This is a genomic window from Tepidimonas charontis (assembly GCF_007556685.1).
Classification (GTDB): domain Bacteria; phylum Pseudomonadota; class Gammaproteobacteria; order Burkholderiales; family Burkholderiaceae_C; genus Tepidimonas; species Tepidimonas charontis.
Map to the genome: position 1 here is coordinate 1 of NZ_VJON01000038.1, position 23,681 is coordinate 23,681.

Annotated in this window: 21 protein-coding genes and 1 tRNA gene; 12 read left to right on the forward strand and 10 right to left on the reverse strand. The window is 67.2% G+C overall.

The genetic code is table 11. The annotated features are described in order from the left end of the window. Window positions 1-201: 201 nt before the first annotated feature. From Tchar_RS10390 to Tchar_RS10400, 4 genes are all read right to left on the reverse strand, one after another. A complete protein-coding gene (locus Tchar_RS10390; RefSeq protein WP_144328956.1) occupies window positions 202-1,179 on the reverse strand; it encodes a hypothetical protein in 978 nt (325 codons plus the stop codon). Then, the gene (locus Tchar_RS10395; RefSeq protein WP_236640427.1) at window positions 1,176-1,997 is read right to left on the reverse strand and encodes an HIRAN domain-containing protein; all 822 of its coding nucleotides are present in this window, start codon (window positions 1,995-1,997) and stop codon (window positions 1,176-1,178) included. Before Tchar_RS10395 ends, Tchar_RS10390 begins: the two co-directional genes overlap by 4 nt. A gap of 163 nt (window positions 1,998-2,160) precedes the next feature. After that, a complete protein-coding gene (locus Tchar_RS14065; protein ID WP_236640424.1) occupies window positions 2,161-3,147 on the reverse strand; it encodes a hypothetical protein in 987 nt (328 codons plus the stop codon). A 19-nt stretch (window positions 3,148-3,166) separates the two neighbouring features. Further along, window positions 3,167-3,469, reverse strand: a complete 303-nt coding sequence (locus tag Tchar_RS10400) for a hypothetical protein (RefSeq protein ID WP_144328958.1) — start codon at window positions 3,467-3,469, stop codon at window positions 3,167-3,169. 22 nt (window positions 3,470-3,491) lie between these two features. On the opposite strand from Tchar_RS10400, the gene Tchar_RS14210 reads away from it, so the two are divergent. The 4 genes from Tchar_RS14210 to Tchar_RS10415 are packed head-to-tail and all read left to right on the forward strand — an operon-like array spanning window position 3,492 to window position 6,577. Further along, on the forward strand, window positions 3,492-3,623 hold the full coding sequence (locus tag Tchar_RS14210) for a hypothetical protein (RefSeq protein WP_268969087.1): 132 nt from the start codon (window positions 3,492-3,494) through the stop codon (window positions 3,621-3,623). Window positions 3,624-3,676: 53 nt separating this feature from the next. Next, window positions 3,677-4,654, forward strand: coding sequence for an ABC-three component system protein (locus Tchar_RS10405; RefSeq protein WP_144328959.1), 978 nt, complete (start codon window positions 3,677-3,679; stop codon window positions 4,652-4,654). Further along, complete coding sequence (locus tag Tchar_RS10410; protein WP_144328960.1) at window positions 4,620-4,880, forward strand: ABC-three component system middle component 6; 261 nt, start codon at window positions 4,620-4,622, stop codon at window positions 4,878-4,880. Before Tchar_RS10405 ends, Tchar_RS10410 begins: the two co-directional genes overlap by 35 nt. Beyond that, window positions 4,877-6,577, forward strand: a complete 1,701-nt coding sequence (locus tag Tchar_RS10415; RefSeq protein WP_144328961.1) for a DUF2326 domain-containing protein — start codon at window positions 4,877-4,879, stop codon at window positions 6,575-6,577. Before Tchar_RS10410 ends, Tchar_RS10415 begins: the two co-directional genes overlap by 4 nt. Here Tchar_RS10415 and Tchar_RS10420 read toward each other — a convergent pair. From Tchar_RS10420 to Tchar_RS10430, 3 genes are all read right to left on the reverse strand, one after another. Beyond that, window positions 6,574-7,524: an IS481 family transposase gene (locus tag Tchar_RS10420; RefSeq protein WP_144328962.1), complete on the reverse strand. Its 951-nt coding sequence runs from the start codon at window positions 7,522-7,524 to the stop codon at window positions 6,574-6,576. The genes Tchar_RS10415 and Tchar_RS10420 overlap by 4 nt on opposite strands. Window positions 7,525-7,843: 319 nt before the next feature. After that, window positions 7,844-7,920 (reverse strand) — tRNA-Met (locus Tchar_RS10425). 53 nt (window positions 7,921-7,973) lie between these two features. Then, window positions 7,974-8,762 (reverse strand): enoyl-CoA hydratase, encoded by a 789-nt coding sequence (locus Tchar_RS10430; protein WP_236640428.1) that lies wholly within the window; start codon window positions 8,760-8,762, stop codon window positions 7,974-7,976. 418 nt (window positions 8,763-9,180) lie between these two features. Here Tchar_RS10430 and iscB point away from each other — a divergent pair, with 418 nt between their 5' ends. The 3 genes from iscB (at window position 9,181) to Tchar_RS10445 (ending at window position 12,540) form a co-directional block, all read left to right on the forward strand. Then, window positions 9,181-10,503, forward strand: coding sequence for an RNA-guided endonuclease IscB (gene iscB / locus Tchar_RS10435; RefSeq protein ID WP_144328964.1), 1,323 nt, complete (start codon window positions 9,181-9,183; stop codon window positions 10,501-10,503). Between the two features lie 88 nt (window positions 10,504-10,591). After that, window positions 10,592-11,656 (forward strand): UDP-glucose 4-epimerase GalE, encoded by a 1,065-nt coding sequence (gene galE / locus Tchar_RS10440; protein ID WP_144328965.1) that lies wholly within the window; start codon window positions 10,592-10,594, stop codon window positions 11,654-11,656. 62 nt (window positions 11,657-11,718) lie between these two features. Then, window positions 11,719-12,540: an enoyl-CoA hydratase-related protein gene (locus tag Tchar_RS10445; RefSeq protein WP_144328966.1), complete on the forward strand. Its 822-nt coding sequence runs from the start codon at window positions 11,719-11,721 to the stop codon at window positions 12,538-12,540. Here Tchar_RS10445 and Tchar_RS10450 read toward each other — a convergent pair. The 3 genes from Tchar_RS10450 to Tchar_RS10460 all read right to left on the reverse strand — a co-directional run bounded on the left by Tchar_RS10450 (window position 12,527) and on the right by Tchar_RS10460 (window position 16,604). Further along, window positions 12,527-14,404, reverse strand: a complete 1,878-nt coding sequence (locus Tchar_RS10450; RefSeq protein ID WP_144328967.1) for a M61 family metallopeptidase — start codon at window positions 14,402-14,404, stop codon at window positions 12,527-12,529. The genes Tchar_RS10445 and Tchar_RS10450 overlap by 14 nt on opposite strands. Beyond that, window positions 14,401-15,081 carry a DsbC family protein gene (locus tag Tchar_RS10455; protein ID WP_408033569.1) on the reverse strand — a complete coding sequence of 227 codons (681 nt, stop codon included), beginning with the start codon at window positions 15,079-15,081 and terminating at the stop codon, window positions 14,401-14,403. Before Tchar_RS10455 ends, Tchar_RS10450 begins: the two co-directional genes overlap by 4 nt. A 353-nt stretch (window positions 15,082-15,434) precedes the next feature. Beyond that, window positions 15,435-16,604, reverse strand: a complete 1,170-nt coding sequence (locus Tchar_RS10460; protein WP_144328969.1) for an FAD-dependent monooxygenase — start codon at window positions 16,602-16,604, stop codon at window positions 15,435-15,437. Window positions 16,605-16,652: 48 nt separating this feature from the next. On the opposite strand from Tchar_RS10460, the gene Tchar_RS10465 reads away from it, so the two are divergent. The 5 genes from Tchar_RS10465 (at window position 16,653) to metH (ending at window position 23,681) form a co-directional block, all read left to right on the forward strand. Beyond that, window positions 16,653-17,540, forward strand: a complete 888-nt coding sequence (locus Tchar_RS10465; RefSeq protein ID WP_144328970.1) for an MOSC domain-containing protein — start codon at window positions 16,653-16,655, stop codon at window positions 17,538-17,540. A gap of 147 nt (window positions 17,541-17,687) precedes the next feature. Further along, on the forward strand, window positions 17,688-18,782 hold the full coding sequence (gene ychF / locus Tchar_RS10470; protein WP_144328971.1) for a redox-regulated ATPase YchF: 1,095 nt from the start codon (window positions 17,688-17,690) through the stop codon (window positions 18,780-18,782). Window positions 18,783-18,946: 164 nt separating this feature from the next. Next, a complete protein-coding gene (locus tag Tchar_RS10475; protein ID WP_144328972.1) occupies window positions 18,947-19,723 on the forward strand; it encodes a gamma-glutamyl-gamma-aminobutyrate hydrolase family protein in 777 nt (258 codons plus the stop codon). Window positions 19,724-19,863: 140 nt separating this feature from the next. Further along, entirely contained in the window at window positions 19,864-20,877 is a 1,014-nt protein-coding gene (locus Tchar_RS10480; RefSeq protein ID WP_236640425.1) for a cation diffusion facilitator family transporter, read from the forward strand. A 77-nt stretch (window positions 20,878-20,954) separates the two neighbouring features. Then, the gene (metH, locus tag Tchar_RS10485) at window positions 20,955-23,681 is read left to right on the forward strand and encodes a methionine synthase (RefSeq protein ID WP_144328976.1); all 2,727 of its coding nucleotides are present in this window, start codon (window positions 20,955-20,957) and stop codon (window positions 23,679-23,681) included.

A 23,681-nucleotide genomic window follows, 5' to 3' on the forward strand; every position in this document is an offset into this window, starting at 1 on the left:
GCGTTCTTGTGCAGTCGAACCATCATGACTTTTGCCTCCGTAGCTCCTCGATCAGCTCACGCATCGTCTCGCGACCTATGAATAATGCACGACGTCGCGGATCAATGCAATCGTCCGGGACCTGACACCTAGGACTCAATTTAGTCTTTATTCGGTCCTGCTGCAACAATCGATCGATCCGCCCCTGCACCCAGCCCAAGTTCAATCGTCTCCCAGCCAGTAGCCAACGGCAAAGGCACCCACCAGCCACCAGAAGCTGCTCTTGCGCTGCGTGCGCGCTTGTGTTTCTGCCCATTGCGCGAAGGCTGCGACCTCGCGCGCGCAGTCGAAATCGACCTCGATCGCAACCTGCCCGCCTCCGTCGGCCCAGCGCAGCGCCTGCCGCGGCCCGTTGGCCAGCCGGATGTAGGTGTCGAAGGTGCGCACAAGCCGCTGCTCGATCGCCGTGAGGATGTCTGTCACCAGGCGATCGCCGAGCATGCTATGGGCAAACGTGCGGGCGCGCAGCGCGGCATCGATCGCCCGCCAATGCTCCAAGGCGGCCTCGAAGCGTGCCGCCGCGATTTCCGGCATGGCTTCACCCTCTTTGACGCTCATGGCGGCCGAAGACAGTGCAGTGAGTTCACTGGCGAGCCGCTGGATCGCCGGGCGCAGGCCGTGCTCCAGCGCCGCGGCGGCCTCCTCGACGCAGCCCCAGGCCGTTGGGGATCCGACGGGTTTGCGGGAAGCGATGCGCTCGCGCCAGACGCGCATGCGCTCGGCAAGCCAGCGCACGCCCGGCAGCACGGTGACCCGGGTGTCGGGCTCGACGCGGACAGGGGCGCTGGGCGCCGCGATGCGCACGCCGAACCCGGGGCTTGCTGGGGCGCTTGCGGGCGGCTTGCGCCGGGTTGCGGCGGTATCGATGGGGGAAACGGCGGCCGGCGCACGCGCCTTCTCCGGTTTGCCCGGTAGCCACGCTGCCACGGTGTCGATGGCCGTGCGGATGAGGAAATAAAGCGGGTAGCCCATGAGCATGGCGATAAAACCGAGCACAGCCATGCCCAAACCCAGCATGAGACTATCGGCCCAACCCGTCTCGGCGATGAAGAAGCCCAGGCCGCCGATGAGCATCGCCACGCCGAGCGCCCAGGGGCGGTAATCCGGCCAGAGGTGAAAGAAGCCCGCGTTGGGTCTCATGCCCTGTCCTCCGTGATGACGACCTCGATTTTGCGCCAGTTTGGCGCCGTGGGGGTAAAGCGCGTAATCCGGCAGACGAGCCCCTCTCCGGCGGCGAGCCGACGCGCGATCTCGGCATTGTCCGGCCGCGGCACATAGCCCAGGCGATGGCCCTGCCAGTCGATGCGCACGGCCAGCGCATCGCGGGGATTGTCCGGCTCGCGGATGACATGGAGCGTATCACCCGCCGCAAACCGGGCCAGGCCCTGCACTTCCAGTCGCGGGAAGTCATGGTAATCGACGCCCGCGACATGGGCGACGAGCAACGTGCCGGGCGCGGCCGGCTCGAAGGACAGCCGCGCTAGGACGGGTAGCAGGCGCGCGCGGCTCGTCGCATCCAATGCGGGCAAGGCCGGAGCGTGCCGGGCATCGCGCTGCAGACGCCGAAGCGTATCGATGGCTGCCAAGGCGGCCCGGCGGGCGTCCTGGCGTTCGGGCGCGTTGATCACCTTCGCCAGCTGGCTAGCAAAGCGCGACAGCTTCTTGCCGACTTCCTGGTTGCAGGGCCCGCGCAACTGCACGAGCCGATAGGTGATCTCGTCCCTTGCGCTGGCGAGCACGACGGGCTGGTATTGCGCCGTCGCGCGCTGCCCCTGCGCGTCGGTCAGCGCGAAAATCGGCTCGCCCGCCACGCAGCGCTCCCAGTAGCTGCCGACGCAGTGGTGCATGGCCTCCCCTTCCTCCTGCAAGGCCTGGGCGGTGAGCAGCTCGCGCGCGGCGGAGCCGCCGTCGTGCCATTCGCCTACCAGCGCCGGCAGGGTGAAATCGATGTCGGGCATCGCCTGCCTCTGCCGCGGCCGCCAGGCGTGCCAGCGGGCGGAGTCGCGCAGCAGACCGAAAAGCCCGTGGCTGGCGATCCAGGCCACGGCAAGGTGCCGCTCGGGCGGGCCATGTCGGCGGCAAGTCAGACGTGCCGCCTCCTCGGCGGCGGCAACCAAAAAGTCATTCGCATCGGCAAGCTGCCGATAAAGCGGCCAGAAGCGCTGTCGCAGCTTGCACCAGGTAGCCTCCCAGCCGCGGGCGAAGCTGCGCAGATGAGCCTCCACCACAAGCCGTGACGGTAACGGCTCGCTCCCCTCGTCTTTGCCGATGAAGAGCAGATAACTGTGCAGGCCATCCAGTTCGCGGACGAGCGCCAAGGCGCTTTCCGGGCGCTTGTTGGCGGGAAGCACATCGAGCAAGGCCAGGATGCATGCGGCGCATGCCATAACTGATATCCCAAAACTCGGCATTGAGGGCCGAGCGCACCAGCGCCCGGCTGATGCCGTAATGGCGGGCCAGCGCTCCAGTGAGATCGCGCCCCCGGTCGATGGCCGCCTCCACCTCCGGATCGGCATGTCGCCGCGCATGACGCTGGCCGTCGGCGCAATTCGGATAGGCATGCGCGGTGAGCAGAATCGGCGCCACCAGCGCCGGAAAGCGCCGTAGAGCCTGCAAGCGCCGTGCGCGCAGCTCGGGCGGCAGGGGGGCGAGCCGGTTGTAATTGCGCACCGACAGGTAAAAGCGCCTGCCGCGCAGGCTTTGCAGCGCATCGAGCACCTCGCCATCGAGCCCCGGCGCCCAACGCAGCGGGCCTTCGCTACGCCCGGTGGCGGCGTTCATGGTCGGCGGCGGGGCAACGGGCGCGGCGTAGAGCACATGCACATAGCCCACGTCTGGCAGTTCCAGCCCCTGACGCTCGCCGCGCAGGTCACCCGCCAAGGCGGCCACGGTCGGCGCGATGACGCGATCGTCCGGGGCGTCGAGCGCCGCGAAGCGCAAGGCCAGCACGCGGCGGTCGGCCAGGTGCAGCCACAGGCGCATGTGGCGATCGCCCACACCCGGGCCGCGGTCGGTGGTTTCGTAAAGCTCTTCCGGCCACACCCAGTGGCGGGCGAGCACTTCACGCGGCAGGGCCGGGCAGGCGGGGACGGCGCTTCGGCTTCTCATGGCGGCATTTTGCGCCCCGTCACGTCGCCAGCTCTGCAAACAGCGCATCGAGCTGCGGGTTGCTGGTGATGCGCAGCAAATGCCTGATCGTCGCCGTCTGGTTGATCTCCAGGCGCACGTAGCGTTCGCCGCCGGCAGGCGAAGCCTGCTTGCGGATCAGCTGGATGCGCCCGAACAGCGCGCCGTTGTGAGTTGAGGACATCCACATTTCTCCAAGAATGCGCGCCGCTTCCTCTTGCGTCAGCCGGCCCGCCTGCCAACCTTCATACGCCTCTTCAAATCGCATCTTCCGTGTCTCCTGTAACCACTCCGTCCGCTTCATCAGGCACCTCCTTCGGCTCCCAATGAATACCGGACAATCCTCGTGCTACAAGTCCGGACAGTTTATTTGCTCGCTACACGAGTCCGACCGCGCGTTGACCGATTCCGCGCGCGAGACGATCCTGGAGATTCTGGCCGGGTATCTGGCCCGCTGAGCAGCGGGCCAGGGGGTCAGACATGGCTATGCTAGACTGCTTGCTGTGGAGCAATGAATCCATTCGCCAGCATGGCCGCCAGTCGAACCGTCGAGAATTACTGGGCCCGCATCCTCTTCAAGCTTCGTCTGTATGAAGCGTCGGGCCAAGCCTTTCAAGGCCTGGTTTCCGACCTGATGCACGCGCGTCATCAGGACTTTCTGGCGGTGCGCCCCTCGGGCCGCAGCGGAGACGGCGGCAACGACGGCTATGTGCCGTCGCAGCAGTGGTTTCTCCAGGTGCATGGGCCCGAGGCGGGTTCGAAGATCGATCCGGCGCGTCTGGTGCGTAAGGCCAAAGAGGACTTCGACAAGCTGCGTCAGCATTACCCAGGCATTAAGCGCTACAGCTTCGTGTTCAACGACCGCTTTCGCGGCGCGCCCAAAGACCTGCTCGATGCGATCGCCGCGCTGGCGCGCGACACCGGCGTGCCGTGCGAAGGCATTTTCAGCCGCCATCTGACGGACTGGTTCATGGCGCTCGATGATGCCGCCAGAGGCGGCATCGTCATGGGCGTTCCCGCCGAAATGCCGGATTGGATCGACCCGCGCGCCATCGGCGAGGTGCTGGAGCACCTGGCGCTCAATGACGCAGGCTGGGGTGACCCGGCCAAGCGCTTCGCTCCGGATTTCGATGAGAAGATCCGGTTCAATGGTCTCAACGGTTTTGCGGCCGACCGACTGCGCAGCATGTCGTATCAGGCCGGCAGTGTTGAGGCGTTTTTCCAGACGCGCGACGCCTACCTGGCCCAGGCCGTGGGGCAAGAACTGCGCCAACTGTATGCCGAGGGTTTGCGCCAGGTGGTGGATGATGACGAGGATGCCGCGGCAATGCGCTTTGTCTGGATGATCGGGCGTATGATTCCGCCAGTCGCGCAAAGTAATAACATCGCGCTGAAGGCCTATCGCCAGGCCGCCGAGGTGGTGCTGGCCAGATATTTCGAAACCTGCGACGTCTATGCGCAACCTGGAACTGGCGGTCGCGCCGCATGAGCACATCCGTTTTGCCGACAGCCTGCTCGGGCTGGCAGGCTATGTGCGCACGTTGCTGCAAGAGGGCCCACGCACGCTCGATGAGCTCTTGGCGCTGCTTGCGCGCCCGGACAGCCAGTGGCCGGCGCGGCCGGGCATGAGCGACCTGGCGCTGGCAGTTGCGCTGCTGTACGCCATCGGCGCGGCGCGCATCGTCGAAGAGGATCGTGTGGGGGCCGTGCGGTGAGACTGCTGCGCTTGAGCTGCGATCGTCCCAGCTTCAAGACGCTCACATTTCGGCTAAGCGGCCTGTCCGTGCTGGTGGGCGACGCGCAACGGGAAGAGGGCAGCGCCAACGGGGTCGGCAAGACACTGGCGCTGCGCCTAGTGCACCACTGCCTTGGCGCGCGGCGCCGCGATGAACTCGCGCGCGGCGTGGGCGACTGGCGCTTCGCGCTGGAGTTCGAGCTGGCCGGCCAGACGCACCGCATCGAGCGCAATGGCGACGGCGCCGATATCACGCTCGACGGTCAATCCATCGGGGAGAGGTCGTTGCGCGGCTGGCTCGATGCGCACGGCCCTTTCGTGCTGCCGCCTCGCGGGGGCTTGAGCTTTCGCAGTCTGTACCGGCGCTTTGCGCGCGTGGAGCGGCAGGACCTGGTCGATCCGGTAACGCTCGGACGCGAGGAGGCGCACCAGGGACTAGTGCATGCGCTGCACCTGCTCGGCCTTGATATCGAACTGGCGCTGGCCAAGATCGAGCGTCGGGATCGCCTGTTGCAGTTAGACGACAACCTCAAGCTGTTGAAGCAGGCCGACAGCCGGCTGCACGAGCTGCTGCGCACTGGCATGGCGACACAGGCTCAGATTGCCGAGCTGGAAAACAACATCGCGGCGATGCAGCGCAGGCTGGACGCCATGCAGGTGGCCGACGACTATGAGCAGGTCCGGCAACAGGCGCAGCAGCTCACCGAGGCGGTGCGCGAGTACGAAGCGCAGCTTGCGCGCATCGATTACCAGTTGCAGGGCATCGAGCGATGCCTGGGTGTGACGCCAGATATTGCCCGCGAGGAAATGCTCGGCTTCTACCGCGGGTTGCAGCATGTGTTCAAGCCTGAGGCGCTGGCGCATTTCGAGGCGGTCGAGTCGTTTCACCGTTCGCTGGCCGAGCAGCGCCAGCGGCGGCTTGAGCGTGATCGAATCGCCCTGCAGCAGCAGCGCCAACAGGTCGAGCGGGCGCGCCGCGAGGCCGCGCGGCAGCGCGATGAGGCGATGGCCTATCTTGGCCAGCGCCACGCCATGGGCGATTATGTCGCCGTGGCACAGCGTCTGGCACAGATGCGCGCCGACGTGCAGCGGCTGCGCCGCTACGAAGACGCCAAGGCGGCATGGGAAAAAGAGCGCATCGACCTGGAGGAGCGCGCCGCCGAAGACAACCGCCGCGCCAGCGAATACCTGGCCACTCGTCCCATCGAATGGGCTGATCGGCGCTTCCGCGAGCTGATTCACACCCTGTATCCCAACGAGCACTGCGGCATCGCGCTTGAAAACAACCTCCGCCCGAACAACAGGCTGCGCTACAACCTCAAGGTACAGGTGCAAAGCCAGAACTCCGACGGCGTCAATGCGGCGCGCATCATCGCTTTCGACTGGCTCCTCTACCGTCACGGCGCGCACCACGCCATGCGGCATCTGTGGCACGACAACGGCCTGTTCGACCACATCGATCCGCATCAGCGCGCGGCATGGATTGCGTATGCGATGCAGACGTTGCGTGAGTCGGACATGCAGTACATCGTCTCGATCAACACGGAAAATTTCGCCTCCATGCGTGATCTGCTGGCGCCACAGGAGGCGCTGGCACTGGATGCGTCCGTCGTCATCCGCCTGCTCGGCGACGCCGACGAGCACAAGCTGCTGGGGGTGCGCATTGGCGTTGGCTAGCTGTGAGCCGTCAAGAGGTTGTTCCGAAGAACTGGAAGCCGTGACATAGGCGCGACGCGGCCTATGCCGTGGTGCGGGCGATGCCAGTTGTAGTGGTGCTGCCAGCTGTGAAGCGCTTGGCGCCGCTGCTCGGAGTTTTGGTAGGTCCAGCCGTAGGCCCACTCACGCAGCGCCGACTGGATGAACCGCTCGGCCTTGCCGTTGGTTTGTGGCCGATACGCGCGGGTGAACTTGTGCGCGATGCCCAGTTGCTGGCAAGCCTGCCGGAATGGCTTGGAACGGAAGGCCGGGCCGTTGTCGGTCAGCACTCGCTTGATCGTCACGCCCAGGCGGTTGTAGTACGCCACGGCGTCACGCAGGAACTGCACTGCGCTGGGGGCACGCTCGTCGGGGTGGATAGCTGTGAAGGCCACGCGGGCATGGCCGTCCACGGCCACGAACAGGAACTCCCAGCCGGCTCCAGCTACCGAGTCACGCCGGTTGCCGGTGACACGATGCCCCGGCCGCTCGATACGCCCGAGCTTCTTGGTGTGGATGTGCAGCAGATCTCCAGCCCGTGCATGCTCGTAGCGCTGTACTGGCTCGCGCGGCTGCAGATCCGACAGCTTCGACAGCCCGGCTCGGCGCAGCACACGGCTGACCGTGGCCTCTGACACGCCCACGCTCTGAGCAATTCGTGCCTGGGTCATTCGGCGCTGCCGCAGTTCGACAATGAGCAATGCCTTGCTCGGCTCAATCGCCCGCGGCGAGCGCTTCGGCCGGGAAGATGCGTCGGTCAAGCCGCTGGCTCCTTCAGCCAGGTAGCGGCCCAGCCATTTGCGCGCAGTGCGCGGCGTCACGCCATGGCGTGACGCTGCTTCACAGGCCTTGAGCCCGTGCTGTGTCATCTCTTGAACCATCTGCAAGCGACGGGCGAAGGTAAGTCGGGCATTCTTATGGGTGTTCATCCGGCTGTTCCTGAAAGTGCTGGATTGTTTGGCGACTCCCAGTCTCCCAGACGCAGTCCGGGTGAACCGCAGATACAACCTATTGAAGCTTCACAGCTAGCCGATCGTTAGGACGACAACCACCGTCGGCCGCACCGCAGCTTCGGACCCGTGCCGCCGGCCATGTTCGCTACATGGTAGCCGCCAGTATGGTGGCGCCACGCGCTAAATCCCAGCATAGCCTGCGAGCTGGAAAAACGTTTACTAACGGGAGAGGCCAGCCAGTTGTGGCGGTTTTGGACAGGCGAAGAACGCCTCAAGATCGGATGTTGACGGTATTTGGTGGCGCTTCAGGGACTCGAACCCCGGACCTGCGGATTATGATTCCGTCGCTCTAACCGACTGAGCTAAAGCGCCAACAGGAGCAGCATTATAGCAGTACCGTGCCGCGTGATGCCGCAAGCGGCGGCTCAGCGGTTGCGAAACTGCGCAGCGCGCTTTTCCAGGAAGGCGGCCATGCCTTCTTTTTGGTCCTCGGTGGCAAACATGGCGTGGAACAGCCGGCGCTCGTACATCAGGCCGTCCGACAGTGTGCCTTCGAAGGCGCGGTTGACGGCTTCCTTGGCCGCCAGCACCGCCAAGCGCGGCAGGGCGGCGATGGCGTGCGCGGTGGCCAGCGCCTCGTCCATCAAACTGGCCAACGGCACCACGCGGCTGACCAGGCCCCAGCGCTCGGCTTGCTCGGCGTCGATGGTGCGCCCGGTCAGCACCAGGTCCATGGCCTTGGCCTTGCCGATGGCGCGTGGCAGGCGCTGGGTGCCGCCAGCGCCGGGGATGACGCCGATTTTGACCTCGGGCTGGCCGAACTTGGCATTGTCGGCGGCGATGACGATGTCGCACATCATGGCCACCTCGCAGCCGCCGCCCAGGGCGTAGCCGGCCACGGCCGCGATGACCGGCTTGCGCACGCGCCGCAGGGCTTCCCAGTTGCGGGTGATGTATTCGCTGCCGAATACGTCCGAGAAGGTGTAGCGCGCCATGGCGGCGATGTCGGCGCCGGCGGCAAAGGCTTTGTCGCTGCCGGTGAGTACGATGCAGCCGATCGCGTCGTCGGCGTCGAGCGCGGCCAGGGCCGCGCCGAGTTCGTCCATCAATTGGTCGTTGAGCGCGTTGAGCTGCTTGGGCCGGTTGAGGGTGATGATGCCCACGGGCCCATCGGTGCGTACCAGAACGGTCTCGAAGGTGGGGTTGGCGGTCATCATGGCAGGCATTCTGCCATGACGCCGGCTCGGTTACGATGTCGGCTTGGCGGCGTTGCCATCCCGGCGATCGGCGGGTGGGCTGCGCGCCGTAGCGCGATGCGTGCCGATTCGAGGCGTTAGAGGGAGTCGTTCGTCAACTACCCCGCCCTTCAGGGCGGAGCTTGCGATAGCAGGCTCGGTTGATCAGGGAAAGCGGTAACCAAGCCGCTTGCGTCGGCAACAGGTCGTCAAGACCCACTCCGGGATGCTTCCTCAGTCCCGGACACTGGAAGGTTGGGATCATGCTGGCGAAAGGTAAAGCGCCGAAGGTTCCAACCGCCTCGCAAGAGGGAGCCGGTTGCCGACATTCCCGAGGGGAGATGGGGCCGCAAGGCTCCGCGTAACAAGTCCCGTAAGGGATAACAGGAGGTACAACATGGCTGTACTTGTATTGGATAAACGCAAACGCCCGCTGATGCCATGCTCAGAGAAGCGGGCGCGGCTTTTGCTGGAGCGCGGTCGGGCGCGGGTGCATTGCATGGTTCCGTTCACCATTCGACTGGTGGACCGTCGAATCGAAGACAGTGTGTTGCAACCCCTGCGCGTCAAAATCGACCCCGGTAGCCAAACCACGGGTATTGCGCTGGTTCGGGATCAGGACGATGTGGACGTGGACACTGGCGAGGTGAAGAAGGTGGCGCATGTCGTGCTGTTGGCCGAACTTAAGCATCGCGGGCAGACGATCCGGGATGCGCTCACGCAGCGCCGCGCGTTTCGTCGTCGGCGGCGCAGCTCCAACCTGTGCTACCGTGCTCCACGTTTTGATAACCGTGTGCGCAAGGCTGGCTGGTTGCCGCCCAGTCTGCAACATCGGGTGGATACGATCATGGCCTGGGTGAATCGACTCAGGCGATGGGTGCCGGTCACGGCGATAAACCAGGAACTCGTGCGTTTCGACACTCAGGCGTTGCAAAACCCCGAGATCGGCGGTGTTGAATACCAGCAAGGCACACTAGCCGGGTACGAAGTCCGGGAATATCTGCTGGAGAAGTGGGGCCGGAAGTGCGCGTATTGCGATGCGAAGGATGTTCCGCTTGAAATCGACCATATCCTTCCTCGTAGCCGGGGCGGTAGCGACCGGGTGAGCAATCTTGTCATCGCCTGTCACGACTGCAACCGGGCCAAAGGCAATATGCCTGTGGAACGGTTTCTGGCGAAACAACCAGAGCGCATCCGAAAAATACTGGCCCAGGCCAAGGCGCCCCTCAGGGACGCCGCAGCCGTCAACAGCACTCGTTGGGCATTGTTCAACGCGCTGAAGGCGACTGGCTTACCGGTAGAGAGCGGCACCGGTGGCAGGACGAAGTTCAACCGCACACGGCTGAATATCCCCAAGGGGCATGCTTTGGACGCCGCCTGTGTCGGAAATGTGGACGACGTTCAGGAATGGCAAAAGCCCGTACTTTGCATCAAGGCGACGGGTCGAGGAAGCTATCAGCGCACCAGGCTGGATCGGTTTGGCTTCCCGCGGAGCTACCTGACACGGAACAAAAGCGCCTTTGGCTTTCAGACGGGCGACAGCGTGAAAGCCGTGGTACCCTCGGGCAAGAGGACAGGCAGATATCGAGGCCGCGTAGCCATTCGCGCTAGCGGAAGTTTCAACATCCAGACGCCGCAAGGCGTCGTTCAGGGCATCCATTACCGTTTCTGTTCGCTGATCCAGCGGGCGGACGGGTATGGGTATTCGTGGGCAAGATAGCTTTTGAAAGGAGGGCGGGAACAGGGGCGGCTTGCACCGCTGTGCTATCCCTCCCCGGCCTGAACGCCGGGGTCTCCCGCGCAGACTGATGAATATTTTGCTCACCGGGGGGCTGGGCTATATCGGCAGCCACACCGCGGTGGTACTCGCACAGGCCGGGCACCGCGTCGTGTTGCTGGACAATCTTTCCAACAGCCGGCTGGAGGTGGCCGACCGCTTAGCGCACATTCTGGGGCAGCGCCCGCCCACCGAGGTGGCTGATGTGCTCGATACGGTGCGGCTGCAGCTGATCCTGCAACACCACCGCATCGAGGCGGTGGTGCATTTCGCGGGCCTGAAAGCGGTGGGGGAATCGGTGGCGCAGCCGCTGGCCTATTTCCACAACAATGTGGCGGGCACGGTGAGTCTGCTGCGCGCGATGGCGCACGCGGGCGTGCGGCACTTGGTATTTTCCAGCAGCGCCACGGTGTACGGGCAGCCGCAGCGTCTGCCATTGGATGAGTCACACCCCACGGGCGCCACCAACCCGTATGGACGCACCAAGCTGCATATCGAGCAGATGCTGCAGGACGTCGCGGCGAGCGACCCGAGCTGGCGCATCGCCGTGCTGCGCTACTTCAACCCGGTGGGCGCGCACGACAGCGGCTGGATTGGCGAGGACCCCAACGGCGTGCCGAATAATCTGATGCCCTACATCGCCCGGGTGGCGGTGGGGCGTCTGCCCGTGCTCAATGTGTGGGGCAACGACTATCCAACGGCCGACGGCACCGGGGTGCGCGACTATATCCATGTGATGGACTTGGCCGAAGGGCACCGCGCGGCGCTGGACCATTTGGCGCGGATGGCGCAGCCGCTGGATATCTTCAACTTGGGCACGGGCAGCGGCACCAGCGTGCTGCAGATGGTGGCGGCGTTCGAGGCCGCCAGCGGGCAGCGGGTGCCGTACCGGATCGCGCCGCGGCGCGCCGGTGACGTGGCGGCCTGCTGGGCCGACCCGTCCAAAGCGCAGCGGGTGCTGGGTTGGCGTGCCAGCCGCACCCTGGACGATATGTGCGCCAGCGTTTGGCGCTTCATGCAGCGCCAAACGCAAGGGCAGTCGGGCCCGCAGTCCGTGGCGCTGCCCTCAGCGGCCACGGCGGCGGTGGATGCCTGAGGTGATGGCGACTCACCGCAATACACACGAGGATGCCGCAGTCAGGAAGAGAGGAGACGACGATGACCGAAACCGACGCCGGCACGGACCGCGCCGAGCCTGAAGTTCGTTACGAAACGCGCGGCCCGGTGGCCGTGGTGACGCTCAACCGGCCGCAAGCGCTCAACAGCTTCACGCGCCGCATGCATGCGGCGTTACAGGATATCTTGGCGCGCATCGAGGCCGACCGCAGCGTGCGTGCGCTGGTGCTGACCGGGGCGGGGCGGGGGTTTTGTGCTGGCCTGGACCTGTCGGAGCTGGACTTCACCCCGGGGCCCGATCTGTGGGAACGTGTCAATCCGGGACCGTTGTTGGAACAATGTTTCAACCCTACCGCGCGGGCGCTGATGCAGTTGCGCGTGCCCACGGTGGCTGCCGTCAACGGCGTGGCGGCGGGCGCGGGGGTGTCATTGGCCTTGACCTGCGATTTGGTGGTGGCCGCACCCAGCGCCAGCTTCGTGCAGGCGTTCAGCAAAATCGGCCTGATTCCGGACGCCGGTGGCAGCTGGCTGACGGTGGAGCGCTTGGGCTTGGCGCGTGCCCTGGGGCTGGCCATGCTGGGGGACCGGCTGCCCGCCACACAGGCGCGCGACTGGGGCCTGATTTGGGACGTGGCCGATGACCCCCTGGCGGCGGCCCTGGCCTTGGCGGAGCGTCTGGCGGCCATGCCCACGCAGGCCCTGGTGGCCACACGCGCCCTGCTGCGCGCGGCTCCCCAGCGCAGTTTCGAGGCGCAGTTGCAGGCCGAGTGCGAGTTGCAGTCGGCGCTGGGCCGCACCCACGACTACGTCGAGGGCGTGACGGCCTTTTTGCAAAAGCGCCCTGCCCGGTTTACGGGGGAGTGAGGCTGGCGCTGGCAGCGGCCGGCGCCCACGGTGCATGCGCCCCGGCGCCGAGGTCCGCCTGCAGGGTGACGACGGTGGCGGGTGCCGGCCAGCGCAGCTGCCCCCGCAGCACTCGCCCGGCGCGCGCCATCCACACGGTCAATGGGGCCTCGGGAGCCAGGCCGCGCGCGTGTAGCGCCACGTCGTCGAGCCGCACCACGCGCCAGACGGCGCCGTCGCGCTCCACCGCCAGCCATTCGTCGCCCGCGGCCAGGCCGGCGGCCTCGGCCGCGCTGCCGCGCAGCACCTGGCGCAGGCGCAAGCCGCCGGGGCCCTCGTCCACTCGCACCCCCAGCTGCTGCGCCAGCGGCGCCGGCGTTTCGCTCCAGCGCACCCCGTGTGCGGTCAAGACGTCGCGCAGGGGCAGCTCGCCGGTACCGTGCACCCAGGCGTCGAGTTCGGCGTCGTAGGCGCGTCGCCCCAGTCGGCGCAGCACGGCGCGCAGGTCGGCTTCACCCATGGGCCCACCGGCGCAGCGCTGCCACAGGGCCCGCATCACTTCGTCCAGGGTGGTATGACCCTCGCGGCGCAGCGTCAAGTCCACGCACAACGCCACCAGCGCCCCTTTGGCGTAGTAGCTGATGGTGGCGTTGGGGGTGTTTTCGTGCGGGCGGTAGTAGCGAATCCACGCATCCCAGCTGGCTTGCGCCACGCTCTGGATCCAGCGGCCTGGTGTCTCGCGCACCTGGTTGATGGTCTTGGCCAGCCGCTGCAAAAAGGTGTTGGCATCGATGAGGCCGGCGCGCACCAGCAGCAGCTCGTCGTAGTAGCTGGTGAAGCCTTCGAAAAACCACAGCAAGGTGGTGTGGTTTTCGCGGTCGTAGTCGATACGCGCGAGCTCGCGCGGGCGCAGCCGCTTGACGTTCCAGGCGTGGAAATACTCGTGCGCGATCAGGCCCAGCAGGGTCACGTAGCCTTCGGGCAAGGCGGCGTCTGCCGGGGCATGGGGCAGGGGTGAGAGCGGCAGGTCGCCGGGGGCGGCGATGAGCGCGGTGCTGCGTGCGTGCTCCAGACCGCCGTAGCCGCCTGGCGTCAGGTGCAGCAAAAACAGGTAGCGGTCGAACGGCGGCGGATCGTGCGGGCCGTGCCACAGGGCGATGGCGGCTTCACACACGCGCGCTGCGTCGCGCAGCAGCCGTTCGGTGTCGGCGCCCGCAGGCACCGCACCGCTGAGCACCAACCGGTGCGGCACGCCGCGCACGCTGAAGTCACCGACCCACAGCGTCCCCATTTCGACCGGGTGGTCGGCCAGTTCGTCGTAGTCGCGCGCGTGGTAGGTGGCAAAGCCGTCGCCGCTGGCCCACGGCAGGACGGCGCGCGTGCGGCGCTGGCGCTGTGCGCGTGCCGGTGCCGCGCCAACCGGCGGCAAGGCGGTGGCGGCGCGCCAGCCCGCGGTGTGGGCGGTGGGCTGCAGGGTCAGGCGATGCGGCTCGGCTTCACGCCCGTGCACGCGCAGGCACAGGCTGGTGGGGTTGAAGAAGCCGCGCTGGGCATCGAGGTAGGCGGTGCGCACCGAGCGGTCGAAGGCATAGACGCGGTAGCGCACCGTCAGGCGACGGGTGTCGGCCGGCAGCACCACTTCCCAGTGGTTTTTGTCCAGTGAGCGCACCGGCACCGCCTTGGCGTCGGCGTCGGCACGCAGTTCTTGCAGGTGCTGTGCGAATTCGCGCACCAGGTAGCTGCCGGGAATCCACACCGGCAGGCTCAGGCGCTGGCGCGGCGCCGGGTGGTCGATCACCACGGTCACCGCCCATAAGTGGGCATGCGGGTCGTCCACCGCGACGGTGTAGTGCACCCCCGCTGACTGGAGGGCCGTGTCTGTCATTTGGCGGCGTTGAGCATCGGTTCCAGCCGGTCGAGCCCGATGGCCCCGGTGACGCGCCGGCCATCGGCCAAGAAGGTGGTGGGGGTGCCGGTGATGCGAGCCTTCTGCCCGAAGGCCAGGTTGCGTTCCAGGGCCGTGGTGTCGCAGCCGTTGGGCGGCACGGCGGGCGTGACGTTGCGCAGCATCCAGTCGGCCCAGGCTTTGGCGCGGTCGCGCGCGCACCAGATGGCGCGCGCCTTTTGCTCCGAATCTTTGCCCAGCACCGGGTAGAGGAAGGTGTAGACCGTGACGTTGTCGAGTTTGAGCAGGTCGCGCTCGAAGCGTTTGCAAAAGCCGCAGTTGGGGTCGGCGAAGACGGCGATTTTGCGCTGCCCATTGCCGCGCACGGTGGCAAAGGCGTCTTGCAGCGGCAAGTCGGCAAAGGCGACGGCGGTGAGTTGCTGCAGGCGCTCTTCGGTCAGATTGGTGCGCGCGCGGGTGTCGATCAGCACGCCTTGGATCAGGTAGTTGCCCTCGGCGTCGGTGTACAGCAGCTCCGAGCCGCCGATGCGCACTTCGAACAGGCCGCGCATCGGTGTGGGGCGCACCTCCTCGATCGGCGGCAGATTGGGCAGGCGTTCTGTCAGGTTTTTGCGAATGACGGCTTCGTTGGCCTGCGCTGCGGTCCATGTCAGCACGGCCAGCACCGCAGCGGCGGCGGGCAGGCGCGGGCGCCCGCGGGCGCGGCTGCACCCGGCCGGGTCGGGCCGTAGTCCGGTGCGCACGTGCGCACAAGGGGGTGGTTCGCCTGCGGTCGTTGCGGACAACGGTGTGAGCGGCTGTCGAGTTATTGGCATGTTGGCGGGGGCAATGGAAGGGTGAAAGATGTGGCGGGTCAGCGGGCGCTGGCTGTGGTCAGGGCAATCGTCGGCCGCACTGCACGGGTCGGCGCGGCAGGCGGCACCGTGCCCGACGTGCGGCGCCGCCCCTGCGGGAGCGGGCGCAGGCCGTCGGAGGCTGGGTACGGGGCCGCACGGTGTGCCAGGATACGTCAGAGGACAGGACTGGGGTGCGCGCGGTTCGACGCCACGCCCGCCGCTTGTTCGATGAACCAGTGCTTGAGGGGTTCCAGGCGATCGACGGCGCGCAGGCCCCAGCGGCGCAAGGCGGCCACGCGTGCGTCGCTGGCGGCAAACAGGGCGTGCAGGGCGTCGGTGGCCGCCAGCATGGCCGCCACGGGGGCGGCGCGCGCGCGCTCGTAGCGTCGCAGCAGCCGCAGGTCGCCCAGCTCGCGCCAGTATTCGCGCTCGCGCAGCACGCGAGCCAGCTCGGCGACGTCGCCCAGCCCCACGTTGAGGCCCTGCCCGGCCAGGGGGTGCATGGCATGCGCGGCGTCGCCGGCCAGCGCCAAGCCAGGGCGCACCCACGGGCGTGCCAGCGAGCGCTCCAGCGGCCAGCCGGCGGGTTGGCCTTCGGTCTGCATGGACCCCAGGGCATGGTCGCACGCGGCCGCCACCGCGGCGGCAAACGCGGGGGCGCTGAGTGCCAGCAGGGCGGCCGCGCGCTCGTGCGGCACCGACCACACCAGCGCCACCAGGTGGCCTTCGGGGCCGTCCATCGGCAGCAAGGCCAGGATGCTGTCGCCGCAAAACCACTGACGCGCCACGCCACCGTGGGGGCGCTCGGTGCGCAGGCGCGCGGCCACGGCGGTGTGTGGGTAGGGTTGGCGTTCGTAGCCAAAGCCTTCGGCAGCGCGGCTGGCGCTGTGGCGCCCTTCGCAGATCACCGTCAGTGCCGCACTCGGACGCGGGTGCTGGGTCGCGTCGAGCCGCTCGACACCGGGCTGATAGCGCAACGCTCGATCCAGGGACGCCTCCAGCGCCGGTACATCGACGATCCAGGCCAACGGCTGCCCATCATCGGGGTCGAAGCGCAGGCTGGCTTGCGGGGCACAGGCCGCTGTCGCGCCGGGTGCGGCGTCGGCCACCCACATGCACTGCACCGGAGTGGCGGCGGTGGGTTCGTCCGGCCACGCGCGCACACCGTGCAGCAGTGCGCGCGAGGCGGCGTTGAGCGCATACGCGCGGATGTCCGGGGCCGCGGTGGGCAGCGGGGGACGCTCCACCAGCGCCACGCGCAGGCGCTCGCGCGCCAGCAGCAACGCCAGTGTACGGCCCACGATGCCGCCGCCCAGGATCGACACGTCGTAGCGTGTAAGCATGGCAGCCATTGTAGGCGCAGGGGGCGGGACGTGTCAGAATGTCCATTCATGAACGCCGAGCCGCTGTTTCCGACATTGCAGGAGCTCTGGATTTATCCGGTGAAGTCGTGTGCGGGACTGCGCCTGCGCTCGGTGGAGTTGCTCGACACCGGGCTGGAGTGGGACCGCACCTGGATGGTGGTGGACGAAGACGGTGAGTTCGTCTCGCAGCGTGAGCTGCCGCGTATGGCGCTGATTCGGCCGCGGCTGCGCATGGGGCGGCTGGAATTGTCGGCGCCGGGTATGTTGACGCTGCACCTGGCCTTGGATGCGGCCGAGGCCCCGTGCCGCGTGCGGGTGTGGGACGACGCGCTCGGTGCCTACGACATGGGCGACGTGGCCGCCCAATGGTTCAATGATTTTTTGCAGCCGCCGCCGGGCGTGGGGCCGCTGCGTCTGGTGCGCTTCGATCCCGACGAGCGACGCCTGTCGCCGCTGCACTGGACCGGCGGGGCGCCGGCGTACAACACCTTCAGCGACGGTTTTGCGCTGCTGGTGCTGAGCCGCGCGGCGCTGGACGAGCTCAACCGCCGCTTGGTGCTGCAGGGTGCGGCGCCGGTGGGCGTGGAGCGCTTTCGCCCCAATCTGGTGGTGGGCGGGGTGCCGGCCCATGCCGAGGATGGCTGGGCGCGCCTGGCTTGGCATGCCGAGGGTTTGCCTGCCGAGGCGCCGGCCGTCGAGCTGGAGCTGGTCAAGCCCTGCTCACGCTGCACGATTCCGGATGTCGATCCACAGCGCGGGGTGCCGGACGATACGGTAGGCCCCGTGTTGCGCGGCTACCGGCGCGACGAGCGCTTGCGCGGGGCCGTGACCTTTGGCATGAACGCCATCGTGCGCACCGGCGTGGGCCAGATGCTGCACGAAGGTATGCGCGGGGTGGCGTGGCCGCGCCGGTAGAATCGGGTCTTCTTTTTTCATCGTTCACCGCAGTCGGCCCCGCACACCCGCCCCGTGCGTGGTGACGCATCCGGTCGGCGCCCCGTCGGGCGCGGTCGTGGCGCGGGGCCGCTGCGCGGTGGCAGACATCGTCGGCACGATCCTCCCATGAGCCTCAAATGCGGCATCGTCGGCTTGCCCAACGTCGGCAAGTCCACCCTGTTCAACGCGCTGACCAAAGCCGGTATCGCGGCCGAGAACTATCCGTTTTGCACCATCGAGCCCAACGTCGGCGTGGTGGAGGTGCCCGACCCGCGCCTGCAGCAGCTTGCCGCCATCGCGCGCCCGCAGCGGGTGGTACCGGCCATCGTCGAGTTCGTCGATATCGCCGGCTTGGTGGCCGGCGCCAGCCAAGGTGAGGGTCTGGGCAATCAGTTTCTGGCCCACATCCGTGAGACCGACGCCATCATCAACGTGGTGCGCTGCTTCGACGATCCGAACGTCATTCACGTGGCGGGCCGGGTCGATCCGATCGCCGACATCGAGGTGATCCAGACCGAGCTCTGCCTGGCCGACCTCGGCACCGTGGACAAGGCGCTGCAGCGTGTCCAAAAGGCGGCCAAGAGCGGCCACGACAAGGAGGCCGCCAAAATGGTGGCGCTGCTGGGGCGGGTGCGCGCGGTGCTCGACGAAGGCCGCCCGGTGCGCGTCATGGCCTTGTCCGAGGAGGAGCGCGCGCTGCTCAAGCCGCTGTGCCTGATCACTGCCAAGCCGGCCATGTTCGTCGGCAACGTGGCCGAAGATGGCTTTCAGAACAACCCCTTGCTGGATGCGCTGCAGGCTTGGGCGCAACGTCAGGGGGCGCCGGTGGTGGCCATCTGCGCCAAGATCGAGGCCGAATTGGCCGACATGGACGACGCCGACAAAGCGGCGTTTTTGCAGGAGCTGGGCTTGCAGGAGCCCGGGCTCAACCGCCTCATCCGTGCGGCGTATCAGCTGCTGGGCCTGCAGACCTACTTCACCGTGGGAGAAAAGGAGGTGCGCGCCTGGACCATTCCGGTCGGCGCCACCGCCCCCCAGGCCGCCGGCGTCATCCACAGCGATTTCGAGCGCGGCTTCATCCGCGCCCAGACCATTGCCTACGAGGACTTCATCCGCTACGGCGGCGAGCAAGGCGCGCGGGAGGCCGGCAAACTGCGCGCCGAAGGCAAGGACTACGTGGTGCAAGACGGCGACGTGATGAACTTTTTGTTCAACGTCTGAGGACGACGTGTCGGCGGGCCGCTGGCGCGGCGCTGCGGCTCTGGGGTGCCGGCCCCGTCGGGTGTGCCGCCGAGTCCGATGGGGCGTGGCACCGCCGCTGCCCGCATCCTCGGCGTTTCGGTGCTATCATGCCAAGACGCCCAAGCGCGGCGTTGGGGCCAGTCATGTTCGGTCGTCGTCGTCCTGTTCACATCGGGCTGTCGGCCCGCATCATGCACCCGCAAAGCGGGGAGTCCGGCTTGCGCAGCAAAACGCTGCAGGTGTTGGAGCAGTCGGTGGCGCAGTGGGCGGCCTCGCGCGATACCTTGGTGCTGATGGTGCCCTCGGTGGTGCAGGACGGCGCCCTGCAGCGCAGCAGCATCCGGCTGCGCGACTATGCGCAGTATCTGGACGGGCTGATTCTGCAAGGAGGCACCGATATCAGCCCACGCGCCTATGGCGAGGAGCCGCTGAAGCCCGAGTGGGCGGGCGACCCCGTACGCGACGCCTATGAGCTCGAGTTGGTGCACGAGTTTCTCGAGGCCGGCAAGCCGATCCTGGGCATCTGCCGTGGTATGCAGCTCATCAACGTGGCCTTCGGGGGCAGTTTGTTTCAGGATATCCCCACCTTGGTTCCCGATGCCATTGCACACGAGACGCCGCACTACGACCGCCACCGTCACGAGGTGACGTTGACGCCCGGCGGGCGCCTGCAGCAGTGGAACGGCGCCCTACCCGGGCGGCAGGTGGTTTCGGTCCATCATCAGGCGGTCAAGCGGCTCGGGCGCGATTTGGTGGTCGAGGCCACCGCGCCCGACGGCGTCATCGAAGCCATACGTTACCAGGGCCGTGGCTTCGTCTTCGGGGTTCAGTGGCACCCGGAGTTCCACCCCCCGGGTGATGAGGCATTGCTCGACCCGACGCCGATGCTGGATGCCTTTTTGGAGGCGGCACGCCGGTGATGGGGCGACGACCGATGGCACACCCCACGAGCTCACGCGCAGCGCCGGTGGCCCCACCGCCCGATACGGCGGCGCCGGCCGCGCCCAGTGGCCTGTGCCCCGCCCCGGCATGTGGGGCCGAGCACGGCAACGGGTCGTGGGTGGCGAAAGGTGACGCGCATGGCGCCGACGAGCGCCACGTCCACGATCACGCGCATGCCCCTATCCATGGACATGTTCACGGCGCCGATACCGGGGGCTGGGGCCGCCGCTTTGCGCTTGGCGTGGCCCTCAATCTCGGCTTCGTGGCCGTGGAGGCGGTCAGCGGCTGGCTGGCGGGGTCGCTGGCCCTGCTGGCCGACGCCGCCCACAATCTCAGCGACGTGGCCGGCTTGCTGCTGGCCTGGGGCGCTTACGCGGCGGCGCGCCTGCGCCCCAACGACCGTCACACCTACGGTTGGCGGCGCGGCTCGATTCTGGCGGGGTTCGTCAACGCGGTGGTGCTGCTGGCGGCAATGGGGTGGCTGTGGTGGGAAGCGGGCACCCGCTTGCTGGGCGCTGCGGCCGCACCGGCGCCTGGCATCGTCATCGCGGTGGCGGCGGTGGGGGTGTTGATCAACGGGTTGACGGCGGCGCTGTTCATGGCGGGTGGCCGGCGCGACTTGAACCTGCGCGGCGCCTTTTTGCACATGGCCGCCGATGCGCTGATCTCACTGGGCGTGGTGTTGGCCGGTGTGCTGACGTGGTGGAGCGGTTGGGGCTGGATCGACCCCGCGGTGAGTTTGGTGATCGCCGGCGTGATCATCGCGGGCACGCTGCCACTGGCACGGCAGACCCTGCACCTGCTCTTCGATGGCGTGCCGGCGGGGATCGAGCTGTCTGCCGTGCGGCAGGCCCTATTGCGGCTGCCGGGTGTGGCCTCGGTGCACGATTTGCATGTGTGGGCCTTGGGCACCGGCGGGCCTGACGACGTGGCCCTGACCGCTCACCTGGTTCTCGGCCCGGACGCGCCCAGCGCCGAGACCGTGCTGGCCGAAGCCGCGCGGGTCTTGCACGCACAGGGTGTGGGGCACACCACCCTGCAAATCGAAACCACCGCCTGCGGCGCGGGTTGCGCCACCGCGGCCGTCGGCTCGGATAGGGCGGCGCTCCACGCCGGCGCGGGTGCAGCCTAAAATCGCAGGCTTTGCCCAGAGAAAGCCTGCCAGCCGTGAACGCCTCTGCTGCGTCTGCCGCCCGCCGTATTCCGCCCATGCTGCTGTCGGGGTTGGAGCCCTTGGTCATTGGCGAAGACAGTCTCTTCGTCAATATCGGCGAGCGCACCAACGTCACCGGCTCCAAGGCGTTTGCGCGCATGATCTTGGAAGGGCGCTTCGAAGACGCCTTGGCCGTCGCCCGCCAGCAGGTGGAAAACGGTGCGCAGATCATCGACGTCAACATGGACGAGGCCATGCTCGACAGCAAGGCCGCGATGGTGCGCTTTCTCAACCTGATCGCCGCCGAACCGGATATCGCGCGCGTGCCCATCATGATCGACTCCTCCAAGTGGGAGGTGATCGAAGCCGGTCTCAAATGCATCCAGGGCAAGGGCATCGTCAACTCCATCAGCCTCAAGGAAGGCGAGGCGGAGTTCAGGCGCCAGGCGCGCCTGATCCGCCGCTACGGCGCCGCTACGGTGGTGATGGCGTTCGACGAGCGCGGCCAGGCCGATACCTTCGAGCGCAAAATCGAAATCTGCGCCCGTGCCTACCGCATCCTGGTCGAGGACGTGGACTTCCCGCCCGAGGACATCATCTTCGACCCGAATATCTTCGCGATCGCCACCGGCATCCCCGAGCACGACAACTACGCCGTCGATTTCATCGAGGCCACGCGCTGGATCAAGCAAAACCTGCCCGGGGCCAAGGTCTCCGGCGGAGTGTCCAACGTCAGTTTTTCGTTCCGTGGCAATGAGCCGGTGCGCGCGGCCATCCACACCGTCTTCCTCTACCACGCCATCCGCGCCGGCATGGACATGGGCATCGTCAACGCCGGGCAGATCGGCGTCTATGACGAACTCGACCCCGTGCTGCGCGAGCGGGTGGAGGACGTGGTGCTCAACCGCCGCCCCACCTACCGCGAAGGCGACGACCCCAACCAGACCGCCACTGAGCGGCTGCTGGCTATCGCCGAACAGGTCAAAGGCGCGGCCAAGGACGACGCGACACGCCTGGCCTGGCGCAGCCTACCGGTGCACGAACGCTTGGCGTACGCGCTGGTGCATGGCATCACCGACCACATCATCGAAGACACCGAGGAGGCATGGCAGCAGATCCGCGCCCAGGGTGGGCGGCCGCTGCACGTGATCGAAGGGCCGCTGATGGCGGGCATGAATACCGTCGGCGACCTGTTCGGCGCCGGCAAGATGTTTTTGCCCCAGGTGGTCAAGAGCGCGCGCGTGATGAAGCAGGCGGTGGCGCACCTGGTGCCCTACATCGAGGAAGAAAAGCGTCAGCTCGAAGCCGCCGGCGGCACGGTGCGCTCCAAGGGCAAGATCGTGATCGCCACCGTCAAGGGCGATGTGCACGACATCGGCAAAAATATCGTCGCCGTCGTGTTGCAGTGCAATAATTTCGACGTCGTCAATATGGGCGTGATGGTGCCGTGCCAGGACATCCTGGCCAAGGCCAAAGAGGTGCAGGCCGACGCCGTCGGGCTGTCGGGCCTGATCACTCCGAGCCTAGAGGAGATGCAGCACGTCGCCGCCGAGATGGAAAAAGACCTCTGGTTTCGCGAGCGCGGTATCCCCTTGCTCATCGGCGGCGCCACCACCAGCCGGGTGCACACCGCGGTCAAAATCGCGCCGCACTACAGCGGCCCGGTGGTGTACGTGCCCGACGCCTCGCGCAGCGTGGGCGTGGCGCAGGCGCTGCTGAGCGAGCAGCGCGCCGCCTTCGTGGCCGAACTGCGCGCCGATTACGAGCGCGTGCGCGCGCAGCACGCGGCCAAAAAGCCGGTGCCGCTGTGGCCGCTGGCCAAGGCGCGTGCCAACCGCACCCCCATCGACTGGGCGGCCTGGCAGCCCGTACGGCCGACCTTTTTGGGGCGGCGCGTGTTCAAGCATTACGACCTGGCCGAGATCGCCCGCTACATCGACTGGGGTCCGTTTTTCCAGACCTGGGATCTGGCCGGGCCCTTTCCGGCCATCCTGGACGACCCGATCGTCGGCGAGCAGGCGCGCAAAGTATTCGCCGATGGACAGGCCATGCTCAAGCGCATCATCGAAGGGCGTTGGCTGACGGCCAATGCGGTGGTTGGCTTTTGGCCCGCCAGCGGCGAGGGCGACGATATCGTGCTGTACGCCGACGAAGAGCGCACCCAGCCCGTGCTGACCTGGTACGGGCTGCGGCAGCAAACGCAAAAGGAAGAAATCGACGGCGTCATGCGGCCCAGCCGCTGCCTGGCCGACTTCGTGGCTCCGCGCGCCAGCGGCGTCGATGATTACGTGGGGGCGTTCGCGGTCACCGCCGGCATCGGCGCCGAGGCGCACGAGGCGCGCTTCTTGGCCCAGCACGACGACTACTCGGCCATCCTGCTCAAAGCGCTGGCCGATCGCTTGGCCGAGGCGCTGGCCGAACGCCTGCACCAGCGCGTGCGCACCGAGCTGTGGGGCTACGCCCCGCACGAGCGTTTGAGCAACGAGGAGCTGATCGCCGAGCGCTACCAGGGCATTCGCCCGGCGCCGGGCTATCCAGCCTGCCCGGACCACACCGTCAAGCGCGATTTGTTTGCGCTACTGCGCTGCGACGAAATCGGTATGGGCCTGACCGAAAGCCTGGCCATGACGCCGCCGGCCAGCGTCTGCGGCTTCTACATCGCCCACCCGCAGGCGACGTATTTCAACGTCGGCAAGATCGGGCAGGACCAGCTCGAAGACATGGCCCGGCGCCGTGGCTGGCCGGTGGATGAGCTGGCGCGCTGGCTGGCGCCCAATTTGTGA

What these genes read in the sequence shown, in the direction of transcription:
- Tchar_RS10390 (WP_144328956.1), bottom strand. Translation starts at nt 1,179, where the DNA reads ATGAGACCCAACGCGGGCTTCTTTCACCTCTGGCCGGATTACCGCCCC.
- Tchar_RS10395 (WP_236640427.1), bottom strand. Translation starts at nt 1,997, where the DNA reads ATGCCCGACATCGATTTCACCCTGCCGGCGCTGGTAGGCGAATGGCAC.
- Tchar_RS14065 (WP_236640424.1), bottom strand. Translation starts at nt 3,147, where the DNA reads ATGAGAAGCCGAAGCGCCGTCCCCGCCTGCCCGGCCCTGCCGCGTGAA.
- Tchar_RS10400 (WP_144328958.1), bottom strand. Translation starts at nt 3,469, where the DNA reads ATGAAGCGGACGGAGTGGTTACAGGAGACACGGAAGATGCGATTTGAA.
- Tchar_RS14210 (WP_268969087.1), top strand. Translation starts at nt 3,492, where the DNA reads ATGAATACCGGACAATCCTCGTGCTACAAGTCCGGACAGTTTATTTGC.
- Tchar_RS10405 (WP_144328959.1), top strand. Translation starts at nt 3,677, where the DNA reads ATGAATCCATTCGCCAGCATGGCCGCCAGTCGAACCGTCGAGAATTAC.
- Tchar_RS10410 (WP_144328960.1), top strand. Translation starts at nt 4,620, where the DNA reads ATGCGCAACCTGGAACTGGCGGTCGCGCCGCATGAGCACATCCGTTTT.
- Tchar_RS10420 (WP_144328962.1), bottom strand. Translation starts at nt 7,524, where the DNA reads ATGAACACCCATAAGAATGCCCGACTTACCTTCGCCCGTCGCTTGCAG.
- Tchar_RS10430 (WP_236640428.1), bottom strand. Translation starts at nt 8,762, where the DNA reads ATGACCGCCAACCCCACCTTCGAGACCGTTCTGGTACGCACCGATGGG.
- iscB (WP_144328964.1), top strand. Translation starts at nt 9,181, where the DNA reads ATGGCTGTACTTGTATTGGATAAACGCAAACGCCCGCTGATGCCATGC.
- galE (WP_144328965.1), top strand. Translation starts at nt 10,592, where the DNA reads ATGAATATTTTGCTCACCGGGGGGCTGGGCTATATCGGCAGCCACACC.
- Tchar_RS10445 (WP_144328966.1), top strand. Translation starts at nt 11,719, where the DNA reads ATGACCGAAACCGACGCCGGCACGGACCGCGCCGAGCCTGAAGTTCGT.
- Tchar_RS10450 (WP_144328967.1), bottom strand. Translation starts at nt 14,404, where the DNA reads ATGACAGACACGGCCCTCCAGTCAGCGGGGGTGCACTACACCGTCGCG.
- Tchar_RS10460 (WP_144328969.1), bottom strand. Translation starts at nt 16,604, where the DNA reads ATGCTTACACGCTACGACGTGTCGATCCTGGGCGGCGGCATCGTGGGC.
- Tchar_RS10465 (WP_144328970.1), top strand. Translation starts at nt 16,653, where the DNA reads ATGAACGCCGAGCCGCTGTTTCCGACATTGCAGGAGCTCTGGATTTAT.
- ychF (WP_144328971.1), top strand. Translation starts at nt 17,688, where the DNA reads ATGAGCCTCAAATGCGGCATCGTCGGCTTGCCCAACGTCGGCAAGTCC.
- Tchar_RS10475 (WP_144328972.1), top strand. Translation starts at nt 18,947, where the DNA reads ATGTTCGGTCGTCGTCGTCCTGTTCACATCGGGCTGTCGGCCCGCATC.
- metH (WP_144328976.1), top strand. Translation starts at nt 20,955, where the DNA reads ATGCTGCTGTCGGGGTTGGAGCCCTTGGTCATTGGCGAAGACAGTCTC.